We start from the raw sequence: 15,460 nt of genomic DNA, 5'->3' as shown, positions 1-15,460 counted from the left end.
AATTTGCTGTGCTCCGCCGCGCGGGTTCGCTGGCGGCCGGCACCCGTGACCTGACGAGTAAACGATGGCTGATTTACCGATCAACGACCTAAACGTCGCCTCCAACGAGACGCTGATCACTCCCGACCAGCTCAAGCGTGATATTCCCCTGAGTGATGCCGCCCTGCGCACCGTCACCAAGGGCCGCGAAGTCATTCGCAACATTCTGGATGGCAACGACCATCGCCTGTTCGTGGTCATCGGGCCTTGCTCGATCCACGACATCAAGGCGGCCCACGAGTACGCCGAGCGCCTGAAGGTTCTCGCGGCGGAAGTGTCCGATACCCTGTATCTGGTCATGCGCGTGTATTTCGAGAAGCCACGCACCACCGTTGGCTGGAAAGGCTTGATCAACGACCCGTACCTGGACGACTCGTTCAAGATCCAGGATGGCTTGCACATCGGTCGCCAGCTGTTGCTGGACCTGGCTGAAATGGGCTTGCCAACCGCTACCGAGGCGCTCGACCCGATCTCCCCGCAATACCTGCAGGACCTGATCAGCTGGTCGGCCATCGGCGCGCGCACCACCGAATCCCAGACTCACCGGGAAATGGCCTCCGGCCTGTCCTCGGCCGTCGGCTTCAAGAACGGTACCGATGGCGGCCTGACCGTAGCGATCAACGCCCTGCAATCGGTTTCCAGCCCACACCGCTTCCTGGGCATCAACCAGGAAGGTGGCGTGTCGATCGTCACCACCAAGGGCAATGCCTACGGTCACGTGGTATTGCGCGGCGGTAACGGCAAGCCGAACTACGATTCGGTCAGCGTCGCTCTGTGCGAGCAGGCACTGAACAAGGCGAAGATCAAGCCAAACATCATGGTCGATTGCAGCCACGCCAACTCCAACAAGGACCCGGCCCTGCAACCGCTGGTGATGGAGAACGTCGCCAACCAGATCCTCGAAGGCAACCAGTCGATCATCGGCCTGATGGTCGAAAGCCACCTGAACTGGGGCTGCCAGGCCATCCCGAAAGACCTCGCCGACCTGCAATACGGCGTGTCGATCACCGATGCCTGCATCGACTGGACGGCGACCGAGACCACCTTGCGCAGCATGCATGCCAAGCTCAAGGACGTGCTGCCGAAACGCGAGCGCACCTGATCGGCGTTTGCCGCAGACAAAAAAACGCCGGGCTCAACCCGGCGTTTTTTTATGCATCCGTTTCGTTGCAGGTCACTGGCTCAGCTTGGCATGGCGCTGGTGACGCTCCATGTAGCGCTCGACATAGGAGCACGAGGGAATGACGGTATAGCCCATTTCCTCGGCGTACTGCAGCGCCTGTTCGGTCAGGGCCGCGGCAATGCCGCGACCGCGCAATGCGTTGGGCACAAACGTGCGATAGATATCCAGGGTCTGTTTCCCCAGATCCATATAGGTCAGGTAGGCACGATGACCGTCCACATTGGTCTCGAATTGATGACCAGCCTGGTCATGGTGGATGGACAACGCCTCGCTCATCACTACTCCTCGCGGGTCTGGATTTCTGACCCCTACCTTACCGATGTTTTTCCGGCGAAGGAACAACTACGCCACCCCGTGCCTGAATCGACACCGAGAAAAGCCACACCGATCTCGCGCAACCGAGCACGTACAAATAGTAGGCGCCATTGGCAGAAATGCTCAAGGTTCTCTCGTCATCATGCTGGGTTGGCGGGTGCCGCTGTGGATAACGCAGGAACAGCTCGACCAAGGGTCTTGCAGCGGTCGCTAGCCTGAACATTGCCGGATGTTGAGACATAAGACGAACGCCGTCCGTTAAAGTCACCTGAACATGGAGAAAGATATGAGAAATGCCGCGCAAATCCCGAACAGAAGTGTAGACAAATCCATCTAGACGGACTTTAGCCAAGACAGCGAAAAGAGCCTTGGGCGTGGGGAACTTTTCTTTGGCGGCTCGCTCATCTCGGGCCTTCTAGCTGGATATTTTTTATACAACGCAGTTAAAAGTTGCTCGAAAAAGAATCAACGCCTACAATTTTTTTTGCTTCTTGCTTCACGTCAGTTTACTTACGACAAGTAATGGGTAGTATGTACGCCGGCTATTTCCTCAATCGGAGGAGACAGCCACTTAATAGAAAGTCCTTGAAGGGGAACACGATGAACAACGTTCTGAAATTCTCTGCTCTGGCTCTGGCCGCAGTTCTGGCTACCGGTTGCAGCAGCGCATCGAAAGAAACCGAAGCACGTCTGACCGCTACTGAAGACGCAGCAGCTCGCTCCCAGGCTCGTGCAGACGAAGCTTACCGTAAAGCTGATGAAGCTCTGGCTGCTGCTCAAAAAGCACAACAGACTGCTGACGAAGCTAACGAGCGTGCTCTGCGCATGCTGGAAAAAGCTAGCCGCAAGTAATAGTCCTTCGGGATTATTATCAAGCCGACCCATTTTTTGGGTCGGCTTTTTTATTGCCTGCTGTTTCCTGCAGCCAATAAAAAACCCGCCGATGCAGCCTGCATCGGCGGGTTTCTTCAAGCATTACTGCAGCGGGTCGATCGGTGCACTCGACACCATCGGTGCGGTCGTGTTCGGCACGCCGATTTCCACCGGCAGGCCATCTTCGGCCGCGACTACATCACGCACCACATCCCAGTTCATGCGCAGGTTGTTGGTAATGTCTTCACGCTTGAGCATCGCGTTGATCACGGCGGTGTGCTTGTCGACCACCGAAGGGTTGCCTTTGTCATCCAGAGGCGTGTGCGCTTCCAGATAAACCTTGCCACCGCTCACGCCGAACTTGTAGGAGTCGTTGATGATCCGCACGGACGTGCCGACCGGCACCATGCCCGCCATTTCCAGTACGTTATTGTTGAACATGCGGAAGCAGCCGTGGCTGGTGCGCATGCCAATGCCGAACTTCTTGTTCGAGCCGTGGATCAGGTAGCCCGGAGTTCCCAGCGTGAATTTGAACGGCCCCAGAGGGTTGTCCGGGCCGGCCGGCACCACGTTGGGCAGCGGATCACCATCGGCGGCGTGCTCGGCCTTGATCGACGCTGGAGGCGTCCAGGTCGGGTTCGGCGTCTTGGCGATGATGCTGGTGTGGGCAATCGGCGAGCCCCAGCCTTCACGACCGATACCCAGCGGGAAGGTGTAGACCACGTTCCGGCCTTTCGGGAAGTAGTAGAGGCGGTATTCGGCCAGGTTGATAACGATGCCTTCACGCGGGCCAGGCGGCAGGATGAAGCGGGTTGGCAACACGATTTCAGTTCCGGCGCCAGGCAGCCATGGATCGACGCCAGGGTTGGCCGCCACCATTTCCGAATAGCCCAGATCGTAGGTCGTGCCCAAGTCGGCGAAGGTATCTTCGTACTTGGCCTTGATCACCTGTACCTGACCGACGATGTCTTCACCAGGCGGTGGCAGGGGTAGCTCCAATGCTGCGACGGGACCCGCTACGAAGAGAGCGGCAAGTGTCAGGCAGCGGGTGACGGCAGGAAAGCGCGGCAACATCCGGAAAATCCTTTGCATGATCGACAGAGGGTATAAGAACGCGATTGTACACCGCTGGCCGTTATTTCGGGGAGGTCGCGGGTCGTGCAGGCGATGCAAGGCATTTCCTGTCGGCCGCTCTTACAGCGGATCACTCTGAAGAGCGGAACGCCGCCAGGGGGCAAGAAAATCAAAAGCCAAAGCGAGGCAGCCTACGGGCCGACCTGATCGAGAGTTCGTGCACAATTCACTGTGTAGGAGCTGGCTTGCCAGCGAAGCTATTGACCTTGCCGTTGCTTTGGCTCTGGCTTTTGATCTTGCCGTTGCTTTGGCTCTGGCTTTTGATCTTGCCGTTGCTTTGGCTCTGGCTTTTGATCTTGCCGTTGCTTTGGCTCTGGCTTTTGATCTTGCCGTTGCTTTGGCTCTGGCTTTTGATCTTGATCTACCTGCCCCATTTCCAGAGGCCGAACGCAGGCGTTGCGCAGTGGGCATCCCGGCATGGATGCCGGGATAGCCGCCCTCGGCCATGGATGGCCGATGGCGGCGGGCCCACGGAGCAATGCCGGAGTGAGGGCATGCCGAGCCTCAGCGAGGCACCGAATGGTGGGGCAAGCCTTTTTGGTTCCTTTTGTGGTGTTTGACAAAAGGGACTCGCCGTAAGGGCGAAACCATAAGTGGCCGTTACCGCAGGAATGGATATGTACTCCATCAACAAATACTAGGTCGGCTATAAGGCCGCCTTCGCCGGCAAGCCGGCTCCTACAGTTCGATCGGAGTACATCTGTGGGAGATGGGTCGGCTATAAGGCCGCCTTCGCCGGCAAGCCGGCTCCTACAGTTCGATCGGAGTACATCTGTGGGAGATGGGTCGGCTATAAGGCCGCCTTCGCCGGCAAGCCGGCTCCTACAGTTCGGTCGGAGTACATCTGTGGGAGATGGGGCGGTTATCAGGACGCCATCGCCAGCAAGCCAGCTCCCACAGGATTCTCACCCGACATCCAAGCCGACCGTTACCGCGGAAGGGATCAAAGCTCGAAGCGCAGCTCCGGCCAGATCGGCGACGTGCCGCGCTTCTGCGATTCAAGAATGGCCCGGCACAACGAGCACAGCCGCTGGTCCTGGAATACTCGCCGATCGACGTTCGACCAGCGCGGCTGGGCCGGCAGCAGGCTGCCGCACAGGGTCCGGTCCGCCGAGCCACCCAGCTCCAGTTGTCGGGTCACCAGGTGTACCCGCACTTCCTGGCAGGCGAACAGATCCAGCTGTTCGTCAGGCTCGATCAGTTGATAGGCATAAAGTGACCAGGCAGAACGCGGCATCGGGGGCTCCAAATCGGGGGCGCCACCTTAGCCGAAAGCCTGCTCCTAGAAAAGTGTCATAACAGCGGTTTTAGCGTAGGCCAGACATTTTCCAGCAACTTGTCCTGGGCCCCGGCTGTCGGGTGTATGCCATCGGCCTGCATCAAGTCCGGATGACCGCCCACACCGTCGAGGAAAAATGGCACCAACGGGATCTTTTTCTCGTCAGCCAGGTTGCTGTAGACCTCAGTGAAGGCCTTGGTATATCGAGCGCCGTAATTGGGCGGCAATTGCATGCCCAGCAGCAGCACCTTGGCCCCCGCCTGCTGCGACTGCTGAATCATCGACGCAAGATTTTGTTGCAATTGTGATGGAAGCAATCCGCGCAGGCCGTCATTGCCGCCCAATTCGAGGATCACCAGGTCAGGCTTATGCTCTGCAAGCAGCGCCGGCAGGCGTGCCTGGCCTCCGGCACTGGTGTCGCCGCTGATGGACGCGTTGACCACCTTATCGTCGAAACCTTCGTGCTTGAGCCGCTGTTCAAGCAGCGACACCCACCCTGACCGGGTATCCAGCCCGAAACCGGCGCTGATACTATCGCCAACGATCAGGACTGTACCCGCCGCTGCGTTCTGGGCCATGCACATCAAGGCCAGGGCAGCACTCAAAAACCACACACGCATCGGATTCTCCATGGGCGCAAGCATACTCACCGCGAAGAACCTCAGCAAAGTGGTCCCCAGCGCGGAAGGTGAACTGACTATCCTGCACGAACTCAGCCTGGAACTGAACAAGGGCGACAGCCTGGCCATCGTCGGCGCCTCCGGTTCAGGCAAATCCACCCTCCTCGGCCTGCTCGCCGGGCTTGACCTGCCGAGCAGCGGTGAAGTCACCCTGGCAGGACAAGGCCTGAGCAACCTGGACGAAGACCAGCGCGCACGCATCCGTGCCGAACACGTGGGCTTCGTCTTCCAGTCGTTCCAGCTGCTCGACAGCCTCAACGCCCTGGAAAACGTCATGCTGCCGCTGGAGCTCGATGGCCGCCAGGATGCCCGGGCCCGCGCCACCGAGCTGTTGCAGCGGGTCGGTCTTGGGCAACGCCTGACCCACTCGCCGCGCCAACTCTCCGGCGGTGAACAGCAGCGCGTGGCGATTGCCCGGGCGTTTGCTGCCGAACCCGATGTGCTGTTCGCCGACGAGCCCACCGGCAACCTCGACAGCCACACTGGCGAGCGCATCAGCGACCTGCTGTTCGAACTCAACCAGGAGCGCGGCACGACCCTGGTGCTGGTGACCCATGATGAACGCCTGGCACACCGCTGCCGGCGCCTGATCCGTCTTGAAGCCGGCCTGCTGGTCGCCCCCCTGGAGCCTTGATGGCACGTTTGCCGCTGTTGCGCCTGTTCAGTCTCGCCGTCCGCCAGTTGCTGCGCGATGCCCGCGCCGGTGAACTGCGCGTGCTGTTCTTCGCCCTGGTCGTGGCCGTGGCGGCGAGTACCGCCATCGGTTACTTCGGCGCCCGCCTCAATGGCGCGATGATGCTGCGTGCCACCGAGTTTCTCGGCGCCGATTTGCTGCTCGAAGGCAGTTCGCCGGCGCGATCCGAACAGATCAGGAGCGGCACCGAGCTGGGTCTGCAGCATGCGCAAGTGGTGGAGTTCTCCAGCGTCATCGCCACCGACAACGGCATCCAGCTCTCCAGCATCAAGGCGGCCGACGACGTCTACCCCCTGCGCGGCGAGCTGAAAAGCACCCCCGCGCCTTTCGCCCCGGAAGAATCTGGTGGCGGGCCGAAACCCGGTGAAGCCTGGGTCGAGGCACGGCTGTTGACGGCGCTGGACCTGAAGATCGGCGACAGCATCGACGTCGGCATGAAAACCCTGAAGCTGGCTCGAGTGCTGACCTACGAGCCCGACCGCGCCGGCAACTTCTACAGCCTGACGCCGCGGGTGTTGATCAACCTCAGCGACCTGCAGGAAACGGGCGTGGTGCAACCCGGCAGTCGGGTCAGCTACCGCGAACTCTGGCGCGGCGATGCCTCGGCACTGGAAACCTATCGCCAACTGATCAAGCCCGGCCTGGCGGCCAACCAGCGTATCCAGGATGCCCGCGATGGCAACCGGCAGATTGGCGGCGCCCTGGGCAAGGCCGAGCGTTACCTGAACATGGCCAGCCTGGTGGCGGTATTGCTGGCCGGGGTGGCCGTGGCGTTGTCGGCGACTCGCTTCGCCACCCGCCGCTTCGATGCCAGTGCGCTGTTGCGATGCCTTGGCCTGTCCCGTCGGGAAACCATGATCCTGTTCAGCCTGCAACTGGCAGTGCTCGGCCTGCTTGCCAGCCTCAGTGGCGCCGTCATCGGCTGGCTGGCGCAATTGGGGCTGTTTGCCCTGCTGCATGACTTGCTACCGACCGATGTTCCACCCGGAGGCCTGTTCCCGGCCATCGCCGGAATCGGCACCGGACTGGTGGCCCTGGCCGGGTTCGCCCTGCCGCCACTGGCCGCACTGGGGCGGGTTCCACCCTTGCGCGTGCTGCGCCGGGACCTGCTGCCGATTCCCTCCAGCACCTGGATGGTCTACGGCGCCGCATTGGGCGCCCTCGGCCTGATCATGTGGCGCCTGAGCCTGGACCTGGTACTGACCTTCGCCCTGCTCGGCGGCGGCGTGGTCGCGGCGCTGGTACTGGGCGGCCTGCTGTTGCTGCTGTTGAAAAGCCTGCGACGCCTGCTGGCCCGTGCCTCCCTGCCCTGGCGCCTGGGGCTGGGCCAATTGCTGCGCCATCCGCTGGCAGCCGCAGGGCAGGCCCTGGCATTTGGCCTGATCCTGCTGTCGATGGCATTGATCGCCCTGCTTCGCGGCGAGTTGCTGGACACCTGGCAGAACCAGCTGCCGAAGAACGCACCGAACTATTTTGCCCTGAACATCCTGCCCGCGGACAAACAGGCGTTCACCGATCGCCTGATCTCGTTGTCGGCGAAATCGGCGCCTCTGTATCCGGTGGTCCCGGGGCGGCTGATCAGCATCAATGGCGAACCGGTGCAGCAGATCGTCACCAAGGAATCGGCGGGTGACCGGGCGATCCAGCGTGACCTGAGCCTGACCTGGGCGGCCAACCTGCCCGAGGGCAACAAGATCACCGCCGGCAACTGGTGGCCGCAGCAACCGCCGGATGAAATCCCCGGCGTGTCGGTGGAAGGCAAGGTTGCCGAAAGCCTGAAGCTCAAGCTCGGCGACCATCTGGTGTTTACCGTGGGCGGGGCCAATCGCGAGGCGAAAGTCACCAGCCTGCGGGAGATCAACTGGGACAACTTCCAACCGAACTTCTTCATGATCTTCCAGCCCGGCACCTTGAAGGATCTGCCGGCCACCTACCTGACCAGCTTCTATCTGGCGGCGGGGCATGACCAGCAGATCGTCGACCTGTCGCGCAGTTTTCCGGCGGTGACCATCCTGCAAGTCGAGGCGTTGCTGGCGCAACTGCGCAGCATCCTCGCCCAGGTCACCCTGGCGGTGGAATACGTATTGCTGTTCGTGTTGGCGGCAGGCATGGCGGTACTGTTCTCCGGCCTGCAAGCGACCCTGGACGAACGCATCCGCCAAGGCGCATTGCTGCGGGCACTGGGGGCCGAGCGGCAATTGCTGGTGAAGGCACGACGAATCGAATTCGGCTTGCTGGGTGCGGTCAGCGGCTTGCTGGCGGCGCTGGGTTCGGAAGTCGTCAGCCTGGTGCTCTACCGTTACGCCTTTGACCTGCCCTGGCACCCGCATCCGTGGCTGCTGGTGTTGCCATTGATCGGCGCCGTGCTGATCGGCGGCGCCGGCGTGTTCGGCACCCGGCGCGCCTTGAACGCCAGCCCCCTGACAGTCCTGCGCGAGGGTTGATAGACTCAAGCGCTCCTGATTCGAAGAAAAGTTGCCATGAGCCGTTATCGCCCTCCCCGTTCTGCCGGCACCGCGCTGATCACCCCCGAAGGTGAGGCGCGGATGCGCGCCGAGTTTCATGAACTGTGGCACGTACGCCGCCCCCAAGTAACGCAGGCAGTCAGCGAAGCGGCAGCCCAGGGCGATCGCTCGGAAAACGCCGAGTACACCTACGGCAAAAAGATGCTCCGCGAGATCGACAGCCGCGTGCGCTTTCTTACCAAGCGCCTGGAGGCGCTCAAGGTCGTCAGTGAAAAGCCCAGCGACCCGAACAAGGTTTATTTCGGCGCCTGGGTCACGATCGAGGACGAGGATGGCAAGGAGTCGCGCTACCGCATTGTCGGGCCGGACGAGTTGGACTTGAAACAGGGCCTGATCAGCATCGACTCGCCATTGGCCCGCGCGCTCATTGGCAAGGCACTGGACGCCGAAGTACGGGTCCAGACACCAACGGGTGAGCAGTGTGTGTATATCGTGGCGGTCGACTATCCATAAGCCGTTGCGCCATGGGTCTCAGCGACGGGTAATCAGCCCTTGCCGGGCAACGCGGGTCAGTTGCCGGATCATTTCAGGGGCGTCTTCGACGCTTGGCGATTGAATCACCGCCAGATCGAAACTGTCCGCGGCAAAGCGCGCCAGGGACTCGCCGTCTTCGACGAACTGGATCAGGAACGCTGCGGGCCCACCGGTACGCCGCGGCCAGCCATCGAGGTAACGCAGGAGCGTCGGCTGATGTTTGCCGCCAAGCAGGATTTTTGGATTGCGCTGGGTGAGATGTGCCGTGATCGGCGCAGGACGTACAACGGGGCTTAGTGCATTCATCGAGTCGTGTCTCTGCCTCAAAAAGTCTGCATGGCAGGTGAGAGGCAACACCGAACCAGCGCTTTAGCGGTATTTCGAAGCCTGTTTCAAGCTTCTGTCGGCAACTGGATGAGTCACCTGGCGCCCCGCAAGTAGCTGTTTAAATCGGCGCATGGGCAGCATCCTAGAGAAGCTGACCGGACAGTGTCAAGAATGACGCCCAACAAAAAAGGCTCGTCCAATCCAGCGACGAGCCTCGTTCCAAACCAGCCTTGCCCCTGACAGGGCCTGCATCAGAGGCGATCGCGAGCGATCCCGCTGCGAATTCGCAGGATATCGGCGAGCACTGCCAAGGCGATTTCCGCTGGCGTCTTGCTGCCCAGGTTCAGCCCGATGGGCGCATGGATCCGCGCCAGTTCCGCCTCCCCCAATCCACCAATGCGCCGCAACCGCTCGAAGCGTTTTTGCGAGGTCTGCAGGGAACCCATCACGCCGATGTAGAACGCGTCGGTGCGCACCGCCTCCATCATCGCCAGGTCATCGATGCGCGGGTCGTGGGTCAGCGCCACCACCGCCGTGTCGCTGTGGCAGCCGCCGTCGGCGATGAACACCGACGGCAGTTGACGACGAATCTCAACGTCCTCCAGCACCACGCCTTCCAGCACTTCATCCCGCGGGTCGCAAAGAATCACCTCGAAACCCAGGCCCACGGCAAACTCCGCGCAGGCCTGGGCCACACTGGAATACCCGGCCAGCAACAGGCGCTGCGCTGCGCCGATACGCAGCCTGACGCGATCGATCTCGCGCTCGACGCGCACACCTTGCTCGCGATCATCCAGCAGACTTCGCGCGCCGCTGGCCAGGTCGACCTCTCGGATCAGCCGACGCCGACCCAACAGCGCCGATTCCAGCTCTCGCAGATGCGCCTGCACCTCACAGACGGGCTCCAGCTTCTCCACCAGCACCTCAAGCACGCCGCCGCAGGGCAGGCTGACTCGCGAGCGCGGGTCATCGCCTTCGCCGTAGCGCACGACGCTGACCGCTTGCTCAAAAGCACCTTCGGCGACGCGCTCGAGGAAGTCCTCCTCGACACAGCCTCCGGATAGCGAGCCGATCCACTGCCCTTCTGCATTCACCGCCAGCAACGAACCCGGCGCACGAGGCGCCGAGCCATAAGTGGCAAGCACGGTGCACAGCCAGACACGCCGCCCGCCCGTCGACCACGCCAGCGCCCGCCGCACCACCTGCAGATCCAGATGCTGCATGTCAGTGTGCCTTGTGCTCGAGCGGCGCATCGGCACGCAGCTTCTGCACATCGCTCAAGGCCAGGTCACCCGGTTGACCGCCCCAGCCCTGGCGCAGGTAATTCAGCAGATCGGTCAGCTGCTCGTCGCCAAGTTTCTGCGCGAAACCCGGCATGGGTTGCATGTGCTCGAAGCCTGCGAACTTCTGCTCGCCGATGCCATCGTCGATCACCCGCACCAGGTTGCGCGGGTCTTCCAGACGCAAGGTGGTGTTGCCACGCATGGCCACGGCGATGTGCGGCTTGCCTTCGCCCCCTGGCGCGTGGCAACCGGCACACACGTTCAGGTAGTCCTGACGGCCGCGCTGGGCACTGGCACTGAGCTGGTCCATTGGCACGTCGGTCAATACTTTCGCCGCCGGTGGCTGATCACCGAGCAGGAAGGTTGCCATTGCCGCCAGATCAGGGTCGTTGAGGCCTTGGGTGCTGTTATGGAACACCGGGAACATCTCGTTGAACATGGTGCCCTGGGCACTCATGCCGTGCTTGAGGAACGAACTCAGGTCCTGCTGATTCCAGCCGCGCGCTGCCAGGTCAGTGGCCAGCAGGCTCGGGGCCAGATAGCCGTTGAGAATGCCACCGGTCATGCGCTTGTCCTGCTGCATCGCGCCAGGCAAACCGCGCGGGGTGTGGCATTCGCCGCAGTGGCCGAGCACGTCGACCATGTACTGGCCACGCTTCCAGGCTTCGCTCTTGCCTTCAGCCGATTCCAGCTTCACGTCCTTGCCGTACATCATGTTCCAGCCCATCAGGCCCAGGCGCACGTTGAACGGAAAGCTGAGGCTGGTGACCGGCGCGGCACGTTCGATCGGCGCGACGGTTTTCAGGTAGGCGTGAATCGCGTCGGAATCCTCACGCGGCATCAGGTGATACGAGGTGTACGGCATCGCCGGATACAGGTTGGCGCCGTCACGCCGCTTGCCTTCGGTGAGCGCCGCGAAGAATTCGTCATCGTTGTACAGGCCGATGCCGTGCTCTTTGCTCGGGGTGATGTTGGTGCCGTAGATCGTGCCGAATGGCGAGACGATCGGCAGGCCGCCGGCATAGGGCGCGCCACCCGGTGCGGTGTGGCAGGCCATGCAGTCGGCGGCGCGGGCCAGGTAAGCCCCGCGAACCACTTGATCGTCCGCCTGCGCCAGCAACACAGGCGCGGCCAGGCCCACCGCCAGCGTCAGACGGGTCAGTAGATGCTTCATGCTCAACCCTCCTTGACCAGGCCGAGATCAGTCAGCACGTTGCGCGTGGCGCTGTAGTAGCGCACGTATCCGGTGCAACGGCAGATGTGATGACCGAGGCTGTCCTCAATGACCTTTTCCAGCTGGCTCTTGACGATCGGCTGACGCTGCAGCTTTTCCACCAGCACCGTCGCGGCATTCACGAAACCCGGTGCGCAATAGCTGCACTGGAAGGCGAATTCGTCGACGAAGCGTTGCTGGATCGGGTTCAGCTCGGTGACCTTGCCCTGCTCGTCGCGGCTTGCATGACCTTCGATGGTCCGCACTTTCTTGCCCTCGAAATAGTGAGCGCCAGTGATGCAGGTGCGCACTTCCTCGCTGGTGCCGTCGGGGTTGTCGACGATCACCACGCAGGCATGGCAGATGCCCTGGCCGCAGCCCAGGCGCGAACCGGTGAGGTTCTTGTATTCGTGCAGATAGTCGATCATCGGCAGGTCATCAGGGATGTCCACCGGGCCGACGGATTGACCGTTGAGGGTCAGTTGAAGCGGACGGTTAGCCATTGAGGGCCTCCTTGATGCGTGCAGAAGTGATAGGCAGGTCGCGAACGCGCTTGCCGATGGCGTGGGCCACGGCGTTGCCGATGGCGCCGACCACCGGGATCATCACCACCTCGGCGATGCCCTTGGACGGGTCGCTTGGCGACAGCGGCGGGAGGATTTCCGCGGTCTGTTTCCACACCGCCACGTGCCGCGCCATCGGCAGGCGGTAACGGTTGAAGTTCCAGTCGCCCTCCCCCGGCCCGCCTTCGTACAGCGGCATTTCTTCCATCAAGGCATGCCCGATGCCCATGGCGATGCCGCCTTCAACCTGGCCCTTGACCAGTTCCGGCACCAGCACCCGGCCGCACTCGACCCACGAGTGGTGATTGAGCACCGACACTTCGTTGGAACCCTTATTGACCTTCACTTCCACCAGCGTCGCCACCGGGCTGTAGTAGGTTACCGCCGCGTTGTTCAACTGGGTCGCCGGGTAGGCGATGTTCTGCCGATCCAGCAGATGGAAACCGGCGCTGCTCATCTGCGCTTTCTTCGCCTTCGGCGCACCGTCGCCGTATTTGACCGCCAGGCCATCGAGCGGCAGGCGTTCACGCACGCCATCGATGCTGAACTCGGCCTCGGCCCAGCTCCAGCGGTTGAAGCCGTGCACCGTGGCACCGGTGACCAGGCCGCGCTCGTGGGCACGTTTGGCCAACACTTCGAAGGGCAGCGGTTCCATGCCGTTGGCGGTAAGTTTGCCGTCGACCCAATGAGCGTCTTCACGGCGCACCACGTATGGGTTGGCCTGGCCGCCGTACGGGCCTTGTCGCCAGATCTCCAGCGCCGCCGGCCACAGGCCGTGGTTGAACAGCACGCGCGCCGCTTCACGGGTGGCGTGGCTGAAGTAGTAGGCGGAGTTGGTCGCCGACGAGGCCGACGCGACCTTGCCGACCCAGCGCGGGTTGCGCAGGAAGTTATCCTGCTCGGCCTGGCTCATGATGTACGGGTTGCCACCGCTGATCAGTTGCAGCTCATTCCATTCGGTTTCGCCGGTCTTCACTTCGTGCGCCGGGCTGCCGAGGAAATCGGCCACCACCATCGCCTGGGAGGTGGACATGCCGGTACCGATTTCGATACCGATGTGGCGCAGGGTGATGCGACCGTCAACGGTGTATTCGATGCTGGCCATCGGCGCTTCGGAACCGGTGCCGAAGTCTTTCTGGCAAATGGCGAAACCGACGCCGTACCAGTTATCAGGGTCGGCAGCCTCGCGCTGTTGCTTGATCGCGTTGCGGTTTTTCCAGACTTCGTGAACCGCGGCTTTGTCGAGAATTTCGTGCAGGCGCAAGGCACCGGCCGGCACCGCGCCCTGGGTGTTTTTCATGCCCGAACGCAGGGCGTTCTTGCGGCGCAATTCGATGGCATCGACGCCCAGGCGATCGGCGATTTCGTCGACCATCATCTCGGTCGACGCCATGCTCTGCAGGGTGCCGTAGCCACGCATCGACCCGGCTTCCACCGCGCGTGAATGGTAGGCGGTGACCTGCAGGTCGTTCTGCGGCATGTAGTAGATCGACTGCGCCGCCGTGGCGCCTACTGCCGCCACGGACGGGCTGTAGTTGACCCGGCCGCCACCGTCGACGCTCATCTCGGCGCGGAAGATCTTGAAGCTGTGATCGGTCTTGTCCACGGCCAGTTGGTAACGGATATCGAACGGGTGACGCTTGATGCCGCTCTGGAACTGCTCGTAGCGATCGTTGGCCAGGCGCACCGGCACACCGGCGCCATACAACGCCGCCAAGGCTGCGTAGTAGACGAAAATGTTGTGGTCTTTCGAGCCGTAACCGACGGTGTAACCCGGGTGCATGTTCAAGTTGGCCAAGCCGAAACGCGACGGCGCGATCATCTTCGCAGTCTCGGTCGCGGTTTCCAGCGGGCACTGTGTCGCCACGACAAAGTGTAGGGTCTTGGTCGCCGGGTCGTACCAGCCGTTGCCGTTGTCCGGCTCCATCGCTGCCGGCTCGATCGACGGGGTCTTGTAGCGCTCGTCGAACACCAGCCAGTTGTCCGGCGGCGTATCGATTTGCTGCTTCATGCGGTCGGCATAGAACAGGCCACGCTCGGTCAGGTTGCCGTGCAGGTTCGGCTGGGAATTCCACACCGGGCGACGGTTTTTCAGCATCGGAAACAGGATCGAGTCCTTGAGGCTGGCGAATTCGTCTTCGTCCGCCGAGGTCGGCCCGCCCACGCGCACATAGCGGAAGCTGCCGTAGGGATCGCCTTCGTAGTACGGCACTTGGGCACCGTAACGAATCGCCTTGTCATTGAACTTGAGCTGGGCCTTGGCCTGGCGGAAACGCTCGAAGTCGTTCCAGATCAGGATTGCCACCGGATGACCGATGAACATCGGTACCTTGCCCTCTGGCAACAGCGGATCCGGCGCGTGCTCTTCCGGGAAGACGATGCCGTCTTTCTCCAGGTCGGCGGCGGTGACGATGCGGTCAGGCTGCAATTGGGCGCCGAGCCACGACAGGTCATAGCCTGCGTAGATGCGGTCGGCCTTGATGGTTTTCAGTAGCATGGCGTGACCTTGCTGCTGCGGCCACCCCGGCATGTCCTTGGCACGGATGTCGCGGGCAAAGACCTTGCTGCCGCAGACCTTGGACAAGGCATCGTTACGGGCGCGCGCCTTGCCGTTGTTGCCGAGCCACTGCTCGGACGGCACGGTCACACTGTTTTCCATCAAGGCTGCCAGCGCCTGGCTGCTAAGCGGTGTAAGCGTCACGCTCACACCCGCCACCAGCCCGCCCTGGAGGAACGAGCGCCGGGATATTTCACGGTTGGACATGGATCATCCTATGGGCGGTCATGGGGTCCGCCCTTCTGGTTATGTACTGGAAATCTCGAGTCTTGCAGAAGCCCTCTTTGACGAAGCAAAGGGCTGTGATGACAGTGCAAAGCT

Annotated in this window: 15 protein-coding genes; 6 read left to right on the top strand and 9 right to left on the bottom strand. The window is 61.9% G+C overall.

What is annotated here, in order from left to right; translation table 11 throughout:
* The first annotated feature begins 64 nt into the window (after nucleotides 1–64).
* On the top strand, nucleotides 65–1,141 hold the full coding sequence (locus NQL71_RS03535) for a 3-deoxy-7-phosphoheptulonate synthase (RefSeq protein ID WP_046817940.1): 1,077 nt from the start codon (nucleotides 65–67) through the stop codon (nucleotides 1,139–1,141).
* A gap of 72 nt (nucleotides 1,142–1,213) precedes the next feature.
* Here the strand turns inward: NQL71_RS03535 and NQL71_RS03530 are convergent, their stop codons facing one another.
* Nucleotides 1,214–1,498, bottom strand: coding sequence for a GNAT family N-acetyltransferase (locus tag NQL71_RS03530; protein ID WP_046817939.1), 285 nt, complete (start codon nucleotides 1,496–1,498; stop codon nucleotides 1,214–1,216).
* Nucleotides 1,499–2,137: 639 nt separating this feature from the next.
* Between NQL71_RS03530 and oprI the strand changes: the two genes are divergently transcribed.
* The gene (gene oprI, locus NQL71_RS03525; protein ID WP_003183784.1) at nucleotides 2,138–2,389 is read left to right on the top strand and encodes an outer membrane lipoprotei OprI; all 252 of its coding nucleotides are present in this window, start codon (nucleotides 2,138–2,140) and stop codon (nucleotides 2,387–2,389) included.
* A gap of 123 nt (nucleotides 2,390–2,512) precedes the next feature.
* Here oprI and NQL71_RS03520 read toward each other — a convergent pair whose 3' ends face one another.
* On the bottom strand, nucleotides 2,513–3,484 hold the full coding sequence (locus tag NQL71_RS03520; RefSeq protein WP_046817938.1) for a L,D-transpeptidase family protein: 972 nt from the start codon (nucleotides 3,482–3,484) through the stop codon (nucleotides 2,513–2,515).
* A 217-nt stretch (nucleotides 3,485–3,701) separates the two neighbouring features.
* Between NQL71_RS03520 and NQL71_RS03515 the strand changes: the two genes are divergently transcribed.
* Nucleotides 3,702–3,977, top strand: coding sequence for a hypothetical protein (locus tag NQL71_RS03515; protein ID WP_274642346.1), 276 nt, complete (start codon nucleotides 3,702–3,704; stop codon nucleotides 3,975–3,977).
* Nucleotides 3,978–4,487: 510 nt separating this feature from the next.
* Here the strand turns inward: NQL71_RS03515 and NQL71_RS03510 are convergent.
* Together NQL71_RS03510 and NQL71_RS03505 are read right to left on the bottom strand one after the other, a co-directional pair.
* The gene (locus NQL71_RS03510; RefSeq protein ID WP_008055299.1) at nucleotides 4,488–4,781 is read right to left on the bottom strand and encodes a hypothetical protein; all 294 of its coding nucleotides are present in this window, start codon (nucleotides 4,779–4,781) and stop codon (nucleotides 4,488–4,490) included.
* Nucleotides 4,782–4,837: 56 nt separating this feature from the next.
* Nucleotides 4,838–5,443, bottom strand: a complete 606-nt coding sequence (locus NQL71_RS03505; RefSeq protein ID WP_046817937.1) for an arylesterase — start codon at nucleotides 5,441–5,443, stop codon at nucleotides 4,838–4,840.
* Nucleotides 5,444–5,453: 10 nt separating this feature from the next.
* Here NQL71_RS03505 and NQL71_RS03500 point away from each other — a divergent pair, with 10 nt between their 5' ends.
* The 3 genes from NQL71_RS03500 to greB are packed head-to-tail and all read left to right on the top strand — an operon-like array spanning nucleotide 5,454 to nucleotide 9,175.
* Entirely contained in the window at nucleotides 5,454–6,137 is a 684-nt protein-coding gene (locus NQL71_RS03500) for an ABC transporter ATP-binding protein (RefSeq protein ID WP_046817936.1), read from the top strand.
* The gene (locus NQL71_RS03495; RefSeq protein ID WP_166620724.1) at nucleotides 6,137–8,641 is read left to right on the top strand and encodes an ABC transporter permease; all 2,505 of its coding nucleotides are present in this window, start codon (nucleotides 6,137–6,139) and stop codon (nucleotides 8,639–8,641) included. Before NQL71_RS03500 ends, NQL71_RS03495 begins: the two co-directional genes overlap by 1 nt.
* Before the next feature lie 36 nt (nucleotides 8,642–8,677).
* Nucleotides 8,678–9,175, top strand: a complete 498-nt coding sequence (gene greB, locus NQL71_RS03490) for a transcription elongation factor GreB (protein WP_046817934.1) — start codon at nucleotides 8,678–8,680, stop codon at nucleotides 9,173–9,175.
* A gap of 18 nt (nucleotides 9,176–9,193) precedes the next feature.
* Here greB and NQL71_RS03485 read toward each other — a convergent pair whose 3' ends face one another.
* The 5 genes from NQL71_RS03485 to NQL71_RS03465 all read right to left on the bottom strand — a co-directional run bounded on the left by NQL71_RS03485 (nucleotide 9,194) and on the right by NQL71_RS03465 (nucleotide 15,346).
* The gene (locus NQL71_RS03485) at nucleotides 9,194–9,502 is read right to left on the bottom strand and encodes a hypothetical protein (protein WP_020795467.1); all 309 of its coding nucleotides are present in this window, start codon (nucleotides 9,500–9,502) and stop codon (nucleotides 9,194–9,196) included.
* Nucleotides 9,503–9,774: 272 nt separating this feature from the next.
* The gene (locus NQL71_RS03480; protein ID WP_046817932.1) at nucleotides 9,775–10,746 is read right to left on the bottom strand and encodes an XdhC family protein; all 972 of its coding nucleotides are present in this window, start codon (nucleotides 10,744–10,746) and stop codon (nucleotides 9,775–9,777) included.
* Nucleotide 10,747: 1 nt separating this feature from the next.
* Nucleotides 10,748–11,980, bottom strand: coding sequence for a c-type cytochrome (locus NQL71_RS03475; protein ID WP_046817931.1), 1,233 nt, complete (start codon nucleotides 11,978–11,980; stop codon nucleotides 10,748–10,750).
* Nucleotides 11,981–11,982: 2 nt separating this feature from the next.
* Nucleotides 11,983–12,522, bottom strand: coding sequence for a (2Fe-2S)-binding protein (locus tag NQL71_RS03470; RefSeq protein WP_046817930.1), 540 nt, complete (start codon nucleotides 12,520–12,522; stop codon nucleotides 11,983–11,985).
* Entirely contained in the window at nucleotides 12,515–15,346 is a 2,832-nt protein-coding gene (locus NQL71_RS03465) for a xanthine dehydrogenase family protein molybdopterin-binding subunit (RefSeq protein WP_248686402.1), read from the bottom strand. The genes NQL71_RS03470 and NQL71_RS03465 overlap by 8 nt, the downstream gene beginning before the upstream one ends.
* Nucleotides 15,347–15,460: the final 114 nt, after the last annotated feature.

Source organism: Pseudomonas serbica, assembly GCF_028823535.1.
Classification (GTDB): Bacteria; Pseudomonadota; Gammaproteobacteria; order Pseudomonadales; family Pseudomonadaceae; genus Aquipseudomonas; species Aquipseudomonas serbica.
The sequence above is the reverse complement of the archived record's forward strand: the minus strand, read 5'-3'. Positions and strand labels throughout refer to the sequence as shown.

Bases quoted from the DNA above. Each gene is read 5' to 3' on its own strand.
- NQL71_RS03535 (WP_046817940.1), top strand. From the start codon at position 65: ATGGCTGATTTACCGATCAACGACCTAAACGTCGCCTCCAACGAGACG.
- NQL71_RS03530 (WP_046817939.1), bottom strand. From the start codon at position 1,498: ATGAGCGAGGCGTTGTCCATCCACCATGACCAGGCTGGTCATCAATTC.
- oprI (WP_003183784.1), top strand. From the start codon at position 2,138: ATGAACAACGTTCTGAAATTCTCTGCTCTGGCTCTGGCCGCAGTTCTG.
- NQL71_RS03520 (WP_046817938.1), bottom strand. From the start codon at position 3,484: ATGTTGCCGCGCTTTCCTGCCGTCACCCGCTGCCTGACACTTGCCGCT.
- NQL71_RS03510 (WP_008055299.1), bottom strand. From the start codon at position 4,781: ATGCCGCGTTCTGCCTGGTCACTTTATGCCTATCAACTGATCGAGCCT.
- NQL71_RS03505 (WP_046817937.1), bottom strand. From the start codon at position 5,443: ATGCGTGTGTGGTTTTTGAGTGCTGCCCTGGCCTTGATGTGCATGGCC.
- NQL71_RS03500 (WP_046817936.1), top strand. From the start codon at position 5,454: ATGGGCGCAAGCATACTCACCGCGAAGAACCTCAGCAAAGTGGTCCCC.
- NQL71_RS03495 (WP_166620724.1), top strand. From the start codon at position 6,137: ATGGCACGTTTGCCGCTGTTGCGCCTGTTCAGTCTCGCCGTCCGCCAG.
- greB (WP_046817934.1), top strand. From the start codon at position 8,678: ATGAGCCGTTATCGCCCTCCCCGTTCTGCCGGCACCGCGCTGATCACC.
- NQL71_RS03485 (WP_020795467.1), bottom strand. From the start codon at position 9,502: ATGAATGCACTAAGCCCCGTTGTACGTCCTGCGCCGATCACGGCACAT.
- NQL71_RS03480 (WP_046817932.1), bottom strand. From the start codon at position 10,746: ATGCAGCATCTGGATCTGCAGGTGGTGCGGCGGGCGCTGGCGTGGTCG.
- NQL71_RS03475 (WP_046817931.1), bottom strand. From the start codon at position 11,980: ATGAAGCATCTACTGACCCGTCTGACGCTGGCGGTGGGCCTGGCCGCG.
- NQL71_RS03470 (WP_046817930.1), bottom strand. From the start codon at position 12,522: ATGGCTAACCGTCCGCTTCAACTGACCCTCAACGGTCAATCCGTCGGC.
- NQL71_RS03465 (WP_248686402.1), bottom strand. From the start codon at position 15,346: ATGTCCAACCGTGAAATATCCCGGCGCTCGTTCCTCCAGGGCGGGCTG.